This is a genomic window from Shewanella marina JCM 15074, assembly GCF_000614975.1.
Classification (GTDB): Bacteria; Pseudomonadota; Gammaproteobacteria; order Enterobacterales; family Shewanellaceae; genus Shewanella; species Shewanella marina.
Genome location: NZ_BALM01000002.1, coordinates 231,457 through 244,646, shown reverse-complemented (window position 1 = coordinate 244,646; position 13,190 = coordinate 231,457). Strand labels below are relative to the sequence as shown.

At 43.3% G+C, this 13,190-nt stretch carries 2 protein-coding genes; both read right to left on the bottom strand.

The window, feature by feature from the left end; translation table 11 throughout:
- Positions 1–7 precede the first annotated feature (7 nt).
- Positions 8–8,251 (bottom strand): GEVED domain-containing protein, encoded by an 8,244-nt coding sequence (locus tag JCM15074_RS02940; RefSeq protein ID WP_025819818.1) that lies wholly within the window; start codon positions 8,249–8,251, stop codon positions 8–10.
- Positions 8,252–8,587: 336 nt separating this feature from the next.
- Positions 8,588–13,099, bottom strand: a complete 4,512-nt coding sequence (locus tag JCM15074_RS02935) for a GEVED domain-containing protein (protein ID WP_025819817.1) — start codon at positions 13,097–13,099, stop codon at positions 8,588–8,590.
- Positions 13,100–13,190: the final 91 nt, after the last annotated feature.

The following is a 13,190-nucleotide window of genomic DNA, read 5'->3' as shown; positions in this document are numbered from 1 at the left end:
TCTGGCGCTAAGCGATAAATAAATTATCAATAATCAGATGACGCGGGCCATTATTGCTCAATAAGGTTTGATAATTATTAACGCCGATGGCACTGCTAGTATCCGGTGCATCACCAAAGTCATAATCTCCGATGTACACCATATAATCTTCAACTTCACCATTACTGGCTTGACCATACCAATCATCTGCAGTTAATGGGTCATTGCTAATACGAATACGCAAGGCCATCTGCCCTTGAGTTAGTCCTGAAAGTCCCGTCCATTCAAAATCAAGCGCTGACGCATCTGTATTAGCGGTCTGTCCTGCGCTTAAATTATTAATGGCAAATGGACTAGTATCAATCGTATCGACCACTTCATCCGCACTAAAGAAGCCATCTTGATTGGTATCTAGCCAAGCGACTACAGTTGCAGGGGTACTGGTACCATTGCGTAACCGAACCGGAACGCTATATGTCGTGGTAGATGTTGGCACTATGGCTAATGGTTGATTAAGCGCTTGTTCATCATCACTGCCATCGAGATCATCACCTAAACTATCTGCACTAGGCTGACCATTGGCATCACCTTCGTTCACGCCTGCGGTACCTAAATAGAGTGTGGTGTAGTTGGCCTGACCGTGATATGGACCATCACTGGCGGCAAGGGTTCGGTAAGTATCGGGGGCATCACCCATATCTTGATTACCGATATAAAGTATATGATCTTCCACTTCACCGTTACTGGCACCGCTCATAGAACGTGTATCTTCAACACTGCTACTTGACGCTGAATTCGTTAATGTATCGGTAGTTAAGCGGAATCTCGCAACCGTGTGACCAGCTGAAATGGAGGTATAAGGTGAGTTCCAAACTAAATCTAGCTCACCATTACTGGTGCCTGAACTTACCGTAATACTGGTATGTTCATCTTCATCAAAGTGACCGTTTCGATCCCAATCAATCCAACCATGTAAGGTGGCATCAGCCCCTGTATTATTGGTTACGGTTGCTCTGGCGGTATAAGTCGTTGGTGCTGGCGAGTTGTCAAATGGGAACAGAGTAATGCCATCTTCATCATCGTCATTGGTGAGATCATCAGCATTAGCCAATGCACTACCCAAACTATTATTGGCATCAGACTCGCTATCCGGCGTCTGTAAACCTAAATAAAGATCGCTATCAATGCCATGATATGGCCCTAAATCAGCAAGAGTTGTGCGGTAATTGCTGGTACTGTTAGCACCAGCGCCACTATCGCTGGCATCACCAAAATCAAAATCCCCCACATAAACTAAGTAATCTTCGACTTCACCATTAAGTGCTTGGCCAAACCATTGATTTGCTGTGAGAGGGTCATTGGCCAATCTTAAACGCAGTGCCATACTGCCCTGGTTTAAGCCTGATAACCCATTCCAAGTTAAGGTTATTGCGGTTGCATCGGTGCTGTAATTACTGCCCGCGGCAATATTGTTGATTGCCCAAGGCGCACCATCAACGGTAGTAACCACCTCATCACTGCTAAATTGCCCATTTTGGTCTTTATCTAACCAAGCCGTTAATGTCGCATCATTGGCCGTGCTATTGCGTAATTTGACTGCCACGCTATAGCTATTCGCAGTAGTTTGCACAAAGGCTAATGGCTGATTAATCGCTTGTTCGTCATCACTGCCATCATTATCATCACCTAACGCTGCTGCATCCGGTTGACCATCAGCATCACCCTCATTTACACCTGCATTACCCAAATATAAGGTACTGTATAATGCCTGCCCATGGAAAGGACCCAGATCATCGGCAAGGGTTAAATAACTAGTCGGTGCATCGCCTAAATCTTGATTACCAATATAAAGACGATGATCTTCAACCTCACCATCAGTGGCACCATTAATTGAGCGGCTATCTTCAACACTACTTGACGTTTGAGTATTAACGAGCGCGTCGGTGGTTAAACGGAAACGGGCAACGGTTTCACCCGCAGTAATGCCAGTAAATGAGGTCCAAACCAAATCCTGAGTCGCAGAAGTACCATCAGCAATCGCCATACTGGTGTGTTCATCACCATCAAAATGACCGTTTCTATCCCAATCAATCCAACCATGTAAGGTCGCCTCACTGCCGGTATTATTAGTGACATTCACTTTAGCGGTATAACTGCTTGGTACCGGTGAATTATCTAATGGCAATAACTGCACACCATCTTCATCATCACCATTAATGTCTAAATCATCACCATCGGCCATCGCCGCGCCAACACTGTTATATGAATCAGCTTCAGCATCTGGCGCACTTGCACCCATATAGAGATTATTATTGATACCGTGATAGGCACCGCTATCGACTAATCGAGAGCGATAATTACTGGTAGAATTCGCGCCACTACTCGCATCTGCGGCGTCACCGAAATCAAACTGACCGACATAAACAATGTAATCCTCAACTTCACCATCGCTGGCTGGGCCGCCCCATGCGTCATTACCGAGAGGGTCATGACTATAACGCACCCTAAGTGCCATCGTCCCTTGGGTTTGACCAGATAGACCAGACCAAACTAGATCGCGCCCTGTCACTAACTCATTAGTTGATGCCGCCACATTGTTAATGGCAAAACCATCAAACACTTCATCAGTTTCAAATTGACCATTTTGGTTTTTATCTAACCACGCCACCATAGTCGCTGGCGATGCCGTATTATTTCGATGTTTGATATTTACGTTATAGTTCGCATCTGACAGTAACAGTAATGGCAATGGCTCAGTGATACCGTCTTCGTCATCAACACCATCATTATCATCGCCTAAGGCATCACTGCTAGGTTGGCCATCAACATTGCTATCATTTGCAGTCGAACCTAAATAGAGGGTTGAAACACTCGTCATGGCATGGCATGGTCCACCATCTAGCGCCAAGGTCAGATAACTATTGGGCGCATCACCGGTATCATGATTACCGATATAGATACGATAGTCTTCCACCTCACCATCAAGGGCTAATCCTAATGAACGGGTATCTTCAGCACTGCTTGAACCCGCACCATTGATTAAGGTATCAGTGGTTAATCTAAAGCGAGCCACGGTCCAGCCGGTAGTGCGACCGGTAAAGCTATTCCAAGTCAAATCAACCGTACCAGTAGTCCCCGTGGTCACGGTTGCAGAACTGTATTCATCTTGTTCAAATTGGCCGTTTCGATCCCAGTCAATCCAACCATGTAACGTCGCTAAACTGCCAGTACTATTGTGTACAGTTGCACGCGCTAAATAACTGCTTGCGGTGGTGGTTAATGGTGGCAGTAAAATATCGCTTTCATCATCCACATCATTATCGTCATCACCATTCGCATAAGTTGCCGCGGTTGATGGATAGGCATCTGGATCAGCATCAGGCTGACTCGTACCAATATAAAGCGTGTTCACCACACCATGATATGGGCCATTATCGACTAAACGTGAACGGTAGTCGCCCGCCCCCGTTGCCGTACCTAACTGACTATCTTCGGCATCACCAAAGTCAAAATTACCGACGGGGATATAATGATCTTCCACTTCACCATCAGAAGCGGTGCCGCCCCATGCACTTGCGGCTAAATCATCTGTCGATAAACGTAAACGTAGAGCAGCTTTATTACCTGACTGCCCAGATATACCGCTAAAGGTTAATGTTACAGGATTCGTTATTGTGGTCCCCGTCGGCACGACAACGGTGGCATACTCTGCAACATCAAATTGATTATTACCATTCCAATCTAACCACCCTGATAAATTGACATCACCGCCCGTATTATTATAAACGGGTACTGGCACGTTATAATCACTCGCGGTTAACGCTAAAATTGGTGCTGGCGTAGATGCAAACGCATTCTCATCTGGGTTGTCATTATCATCATCATCATTGGCATCAGTACTTGGCTGACCATTTGCCTCACTATCAATATTATTACTACCAATATAGAGGTTCGTTTGATTACTTAAGCCATGATATGGACCACCACTAAGCGCTAAAGTCTGATAGCTATCCGCTAAATCACCAAAATCTTGATCAGCCACTTGCAGACGATAATCTTCGACCTCACCACCAGAGACTCGGCCATAAGAACGAGGATCTTCATCGCTGCCTGTTGCACTATCAGTTAACTGTGTCGGTGACACCCTAACACGTAAATAAACCGAACTATTGTTAGTGATACCAGAGATACTGGCCCAAGTAAGCGTTTCCGAAGTTGTGCCATCGCTGATCACTAATTCACCATTAGTGCCAGTACCATTAGTGATCAATTCATCACGATCAAAGCTACCGCTATAATCGACATCTAACCAAGCGTAAACATATGCATCTGCACCGGTGGCGTTATGGGTTGCAATGGCAGCACTGTAGGCTCCAGCCCCCGCACTCAATGGCGGTAGGGTTAAACTCGCTTCATCATTTTCATTATCTGCGTTATCACCGGTTGCTGTGCTATTTTGCAAACCATCGGTTTCGGTATCAGCACTTGTACCTAAATAAAGATCGGGGGTAGTTTCATGACGCGGACCATCATCTGATTCTAGCGTACGATAATTACCCACACTGACCCCCACGCCAGTATCTGGTGCATCACCAAAATCTAAACTGATAATAATACGGCTATAATCTTCAACTTCACCGTCACTACTTGCGCCATACGGCGTATTACAATCGCCACTGCTACAGACTCTAAAGCGAGCAAAACTGACCCCTAAATTGGCATCACTTGGGGTATTTATTGTATAGTTTGCCGTCCCTGCTGGTGCGGCGGATTCATTAATTACATGCTCATTAGCATCATCCCAATCACCATCTCGGTTCCAGTCGAACCACGCATGAAGATGGAATGTTGAAGTGGCTAATGTCGGATCTTTAGTAATGGTAACTTGAATATCTCGCGGCTGATTGAGGACATAAAAACCCTCTGCGGTAGCACCATCCTCATCGTTATCATCGGTAATATTATCCCCTTGAGCATCCATGCTTTGCAGGCCATTAATATCTTCATCAATCAGGCTACCTAAGATGACATCGGGGGTATTATCACCATTACTGTCTTTAACAACGTGATTAGCACCATTATTAATACGCAAGGTTTGATAGTCATATTCTGCTGTCCCTGCTGAAATATCAGGCGCATCGCCCCAATCTTTATCATCAGTATCAACAATAACATTACCACTAAACTCAGACGTATCTTGTAATAATCCTAACCCTGCAGCATTGGTTCGCTGGGCAATTAAAGTGACTTCATCGCCCACATTTAAGCCCGTCACGCTAATAGCCTGATCAAAGCTGCCCGAACTGATGCCGGTTATTTCACCCAAATAGGTTAATCCTTCACCGGCAACAACTGCATCACTGCCTGTATCACCACTGCCACTGCTGGCTTTATACACTTCAAGAGTGAAACTGCCCGTCCCACAAACATCACCAATAACACGCAAATTACTACCAGTTAAAAAGGCATAATTAACTTGTGGTCTGGCAAGATTATTGTTGGCTCCGCCAGTATTATCAGCGTTACATAAATCGCTATTAAGTGATACGCCCGCACCAGTGGCACCACTGTGTAAATCAATCGCATTTAACGTATTGCCATCAAAGCTATTCTTACTAATTAAATACCCATCTACGTTAGTATTACCGTCAATCGATACCCCTGCGCCGCCATTATCGTGAATCACATTACATTGAATGACATCACTATAACCGCTGGTCATATGAATACCTGCGCCAGCAGCATCATCAATACTGTTACTGGTAAAGGTTTGTGTTAGCGCCGTATTACTGGTACCTAATTGATAAATACCATCACCCGTTACATCCGTTAATTGGTTACCAATAACCTCTAAATAACCGGGAATACCGTAACGAATATACAGGTTGTAATAAACATAGCTGCCAGAAGTTGATGTGGTACCGAGCAATTGGTTGTGCTGAACTAGCCAATGCCCAGATGTGGTTTGACTATTTAAATTACCAAAACTTAAATTGTTATGAGCGGTTCTAATCGCATTATTTTGAATCGTACCGGTACTACCACTTAATGAAGCATTACTAGGATGCGCAATCGCAATACCGGCACACCCTGTCGATGTACCACAAGTGTCTTGGCCTATCACATCATCGTTACCGGCAGGGTCAATACCAATTAAGTTTTGTTCAAACAAGCTATCGGTAATTCCTGCGGAATAAACATTAATCGCTATTGAACCACCGGTTAATGAGAAGTTTTTAATGGTGGTATTATCGGCATTGACACTGAAAATTTCGGCGCTGTAAGCACTGGTACTTGTCGGTAAGTGGATTTGCATTTCCGGCTTAGCCAATGCGGCAATGCTTTCAACTGAACAGCCATCACTACTGCCTACCGTAAACGAATCTGAATAATTGCCTGGATTAGTATCCAGTACCGTCACACCATCAGTATGGCTGTATGCAGTACCATCAAGGGTCGTGTTAGCACCATTGGTGCCAGTAATAGTTCTTAATGTTGTCGTTGGATTAACGATCCACCAATCAGCACCAGCATCGATATCGTTAGCAGGTATTGCGGGGACAAAACGCATACTGTTCGCACCAGACAAGGCGTTGGCATTACGGATAAATTGCTCAACCGAACCTTGACCGTTGGCACTGGTATTGGTTACGACATTGTATGAAAAGCCAAAGTCGACATTGGCTTGATTAGATGATGCAAATGAGAGATCGACTTTTGAAATATGTTCTCTGGTGGTGACATTCGTTGTCGCATCAATACGGTCACCATCACGACCACCGTAACATGCCCCCGAACTGGTTTGCGGCGCATCGCCACTGCTAGCATCGGCATTACTGTCACACAATGCACCAACATAAGTATTACTTGCAGCATAGGTTTGCTCCGCTACAGCCCCACTTAATGCAGGAGCAGCAACCGCAATAAAATAGGTATCAACAGGTACTTCAGTAAAGCTATAACTGCCATTTGAAGTATTTTGCTGTGCATATAAAGTATCACCCGCACTTGGGACACCATCACCATCATCTAAATAAAGTCTGACTGCAACTTGGCTGGTGGTAACACTGTCACCGCTAATACTGCTATCAGCATTTTCATCAATATAAACACTACCGCTTATATCAAAACAACCAATACAAAAACGATAATCCTCAACTTCACCACCGTTTACGCTCGTTGAAATGGTGCTGGTTGTTAATGACGATGCAACTCTAAATCGCGCAAAAAAATAGCCCGCATTACCGCGGTCGGCCACATCGACAACATAATTAAGGTTACAGCTAAAATTGTTTCCAGAAGTATTAGTACAATCACTATTAGAACTGCCAGCTGCGGGGACAGTAATAGCAACAGCTTCATCCACTTGAAAAGCATTATCTTGGTCCCAATCAACCCAACCGACTAAGTCGGTACTGCTACCTGAACCATTGACCACTGATGCAACTAGGTTTACCGCACCAGTGCCAGCATCAATCATATCTTGAGGAAAATTACTAATACCATCATCATAACTATCGGCATTAGCAAGGTTACTGCTTAAATTACTGGCCTCTAAACTAACATTAGCGCCTAAACGTAAATTGCTGGCTACCGTATCGTTATTATGTTTTGCAATACCATAACTGCTGGGCGCATCTGTTGCTTCAAAACCACATTGAATGACATTATTAACTCGAATACCGCCATCATCACCAGCAGCTGACGTACCACCAAACCATCCACCACTACCATTATGTGGCGTTTGAGTTGCAGATAACTGCACGCTATAAACTGAGGTAATAGAGCTTGGCAGTAATATGCGAGCATGATGACCGTAATAATCAAAGCCAGTCACATTGACATTACCACCCCCATTAAGAAAACTCGCCCCACCTTGTGATGCAAGACTTGCGGTATTTTGACTATTACTCGGTGTTGATAGCCTTGCGACGGTAATACCATTGACGATTAAGGAAATATGAATAGTTTCAGTAAAATTATTACTGCCCGTCCACTGGTTACCATTGTTCCAGCCCCAGTGACTATCCACAATAATTCGGCCACCTGAACCAGTACCGCCAAATAATCCTGTCGGGCTAACATTCAAGCTTCTGGTTCCCCAACCATTGCCACCATCACCATCAAAATAATACTGACCATTAGAGACATTAAAGCCAGAGTTACATTGCTGCGCGTACAAAGAAGAACTAAAGAATATAAAGAATAAACATAACAATGCAGTGACAAACTGGAGCGATTTATTAGCGATTAACTTAATCAAAAAAATCATAAATTTTCCCGTCAGCTATCAATATTCAACACATCAACAGGCATATTGGAATTGCATCCAGCAGTTTTTAGTTCCATGTTCTTGGGCCAATATGTTACAGGAACTTATAGAGCAACAATCATTCCACAAGGTTATTTTTATTTAAAATCAACTGCTTAACCACTTCAAACGTTTTTATCTTTGCATATTCAAAATAGAAGTTGTTTGCAAAACAGAAACAGTGGAGTCAATGACTATAAATGATAAAAATACAAGAAAAGATGTTGTTTTATTTAAACTAAATGATGAGGGTATAAAAGAGATTGAGGTGATAACCTCAATCTCGAATGATAAGTATTATTCCACTTCAACTTGATAGATTATCTGGCCACTTGCACCAGACATTAAAGTTCCGGTTAACTGCCAGGTAATAAAGCCAATATAACCAACATCATTACTGCCATTTGGCGTCACAATAGTGCAAGTTAACGAGCTTGGAATAATCATTGAGGCACAATCGATAGCTTGATACAGCTTGGTAAATATAGGAGTGTCGTCATGAATATTAATATTAGTGATATCACCACTGCCTGTATTAGTGAACTTGATGGTATATTGCAGAATATCACCTGGTTTGGCGCTATTTTGCACGCCATCACTGCCACTTTGACTGATATTGCGTACCACCTTTTCTAATTTGAGCTGACCGGCACCGCGATAAGTCACCCGCAACGCATCTTGGCTTTTGGCAGTGCGAATCACACTATGTCCAGAACTCATACTGTCTTCAAATACCATTTGCGCGGTAACATCATATTGATAAGTACTATTAATGGTGGCGTTAATTGGGATATACACTTCACTAATTAAGCAAACTGACATCACCCCACTGACAGAAATGGAGGTGATAGCAAGATCATTATCATCAAGTATGCCATCACAATTATGATCCCGAAATAATGCATTACTCCAATCATTATTAATCGGAGCACTGATTTCATTCACCTGACTAAAGTTAATCACACCTGCGGTATATGTATCTAATTTATGTGACATAGTCACCGCAATACCAGGTTCGGCTTCAGTAAAGTTATCAGGTGTGAGCGTAGGCGCTTTCACTTTACCGAAATCAAGATTTGTTAGGCTATCACCTGCAGCAGCATTAATGATCATCAGGTGATCTATCACAGATGTATTAGTAATTTGACTATATCCAGCGGTATCAGACTCACTTATATCGATCCACTGCGCCTGATTGACCACTTTTAAAAATATATCTTGATGAGCAACCTCAACAGGTAGCGTTATCTCAAATCGGCCATTAGCTAAAGTACGAGTGATCCCAATAATATCGCCAATATTATAACCGGCTATCGCGGCACCTTCATAAACAGCCTTAACTTCAAAACCCGCAATACCAGCTTCGGTACCATTCAATTTACCATCGTGAGCAACACCACTCCCCATGCCATTATCTTCAAATACCTGTCCGCGCAACACGATTTGGTTAATCAAATTAAATTGATAATCTTCCACCTCACCATTCACGGCAACGCCAGCCAGTTCAATATCATCACTTTTATTACATTGATTAGCTTGCTCACATAATCTAAAGCGCATGGTGGTGTCACCATTAAAACCACTGGTATAAGCCGCTGCTAATAATAAGTCGACAGAATTAGTTCCATGACTCACATCTTGTTCATTAACTATCTGCTCACCACTATCTCGATAACTGCCATTACCATTTAAATCGACCCACACATTTAACTTTAATGTCGTACCAGTTTGTGAAGTCACCTCAACATCAATCGTCTCCAGTTGATTCACCACCATTGAGATTGGCATAACGACACCATCTTCATCATCTAGATAAAGTAAATCATCACCACTGGCATCTGTACTCAAACTCTGCTTAGGCTCAACATCTAACTGACTACCCAGTCTGAAATCAGCATAGCCATCACCGTCACTATCATAAAAACCATGACTGGCCGCACCATCATTCACAAAGGTGCTATCACCATGATCAGCTGAAACAAAACAGCCCGCGGCATCCAGTTCATCCGTGTAGGATTCATCCATTGCGACCATTGGCGCGATATCGCCATTTACGGTATTTATTTGATACATTACAGAACCATGATACTCAGCCGTACCATCTCGATCTAAATCATGGATACCGTGATAACTGATTGCGTATAGAAAAATGCCAGTATCCATAAATACACCGGCACTTTGCCCACCAGATTGTACGCTGGCAATGCCATTCCAATTTAATGCTAAGGTATTAATCGCTCCGGTTTCGGGTTGCAATTGATATAATTGACCAGCAACAAGATCAGGGTTGTAAAGTGAGCCACTGCTACTAAAGGCCATATCACCGCCCATCGCTGTTAATGCGCTGTCCATGCTCACAATGGTAAAGGTCAAATCTCGAATATAAACACGGATCAGTTGTTGCCACTGCTCATTATGTAAATATAAATACTCACCACTTGGATCAATTGCACCGCGCGTGGCACTATCAATATTCGCCCCAGCGACCATTTGTGACAGTGGTTGATTTATCACAAAATTAACCACACCTTGACTATTATGATTCATCGATTGATGCAGAGCGGAAACGACCACACCTAAATCAACTAATTGAGTCCCTGTTTGATCAGTCACCCACAGATGAATCGGGTTATCTGCGGTACTGGTATCCATCGCAATACCATAAACCAAATAACTTTGTGGATGAATACCCAGTCCACTTAAGCCATCAAATGTGGTTAACCCTGCAATGGCGACAGGCTGTTGTAATACACCAGTCGTAAAAGGATCGGTTTGTGTTTGTAAATCCAGTAAGCCGTAGCTGCCTGTTTGTCCATAAGAAAGCGTCGCACTATTACAAGTTTGATTAACGATTGCGGCGCTACTGGTCCATACCTGATAATCCTCAACCTCACCATTTACCGCACTGCCGCCTTGATTAACATCAGTAGCTTGATCACATTGCCCTGCTTGCTCACAAATTCTAATACGAAGTGTAGTAACACCGTTATACGAACCCATTGCAGCACTGTCTAAATTAACACTGATGTTATTACTGCCGGCGCTTACCGCATAATTTGTCAGTAGTTGCTCACTGGCTTCAAAACTGCCACCTTGTTGATAATCCAACCACATATTGAGCACTGCAGTTTGACTCACATCGATAGTTATATCATTGCTGCCCGCCACTAAAGCATCATTGAGTAATAAGCCATCTTCATCCGCTAAAGTATATAAATTATCATCTCTGGCATTGGCACTGACATGAGCAAAAAACTCGCTATCCCAAACCATGCCAAGTTGATAATCTGTGATGCCATTAGCATCGTTATCAAAGAACTGATGACTCACATCACCGTAACCCGTTGCGGCATCGCCATAATCAAGCGCGCCAACCATACAACCTGCGGCATCGGAAAAGGATGCATTAGCGCCATTTAACTGGCCGAGTAATTGCGCTTTTTTAGATAATATATTGAGTTGATATAGCGCGGTGCCATTGGTGTCAAGACTGCCATTTAAATCACTGTCATACTCGCCATCAACCATCAAGTAAGCAAAACTATCTTGCCCCATCACTATTCCGTAAGTCTGCGCATTTGGAATTGTAGTTCTAAAATCGATGGCACTGGTGCCAATGGCCCCCGTATCTGGATTAATATTGTATAACGTACGAGCAACCAGCTCGGTCACATAAATCAGTCCAGTAGTCGCGTCATATACCCAATCACTATCGAAAGGTAAAGCAAAACCACCGCCAGTTGACATGCCGATATCTGGCAAACGTAAATTAACAGCATCAACCGTAAAGGTACTTAAATTAATCACCAATAATTGAGCGCTATCGGCATCACCCAAATAGAAATATTGTCCATCACCGCTAATCGTGCCTAATTGTCCGATAAGGTCAGCACTTGCCACCACAGGATTACCCGTTAATATTGAGGTAATTCCCCCCGTTGCAGCATTAACAATATTGAAATCGGCACTCGCAACGGGCATCCCTAAATCAACAATATTGCCTGTCTTATCGAACATGGCGATATGTAAGTTATCGCTACTATCAAAAAAGCTGCCATAAAACACACCACCTACCCGATCAAAGGCAATAGCATTGAGATTATCAAAACCAGTTTGTGCGGTTAAAATACTACTTTGAAGATAAGGTAAACTGCTGGTTAAGGTCGCAGAAAAATCAAAACTATTGGCACTATCACTGTCAACTTGATACATACCATCACAAGTATTATTAGGGAACACCCCTTCAATCACTTTGGCTAAATGATCTTCTACTTCACCATTGCTCGCTATGCCAATGGGTTGATTGCAATCAACCGTGGCATCATCGGTACAAATACGCAGACGTAAATAGGTATCGCCCGTCACCACGCCCGTTAAGCCGCTCCATGTTAATGTCATATCGGAGTTAATATCAGTTGCCGCAATGGCGATGTTGGCGCGCTCATCGCTATCAAAGCTATTACTTTGGTCAAAATCCACCCAAGCATATAAGGTGGCGGCTTTACCTGAATTATTGGTGATCGGTAGGCTAATTTGACCAGCACCACTGTTAATAAACACCCGAACTTGATTATCAAAAGCATCTTCATCATCAGGGGTGGTACCAATCAAATCGTCACCATCAGCAGTTACCGTTGGCGCGCCATTGACATCATTATCAGGGGGTAATGTACCTATCCAAATCTCACTATTACGAGTGACATGAAACGGCCCCCCCGCATTATTTGTGGTATCAAAATCATCTGGCGCATCACCAAAATCAAGTCCTAATGGCGCATAACGGCAACGTGCACCATCATTGGTAGTCATAGTAAAACCTAAATCTGAAACAATTGTAGCCGTATAATTAGTTGCAGCAGCGTTTCCAATTGGAATTTGTAATACAGGCGCCGAAATATCA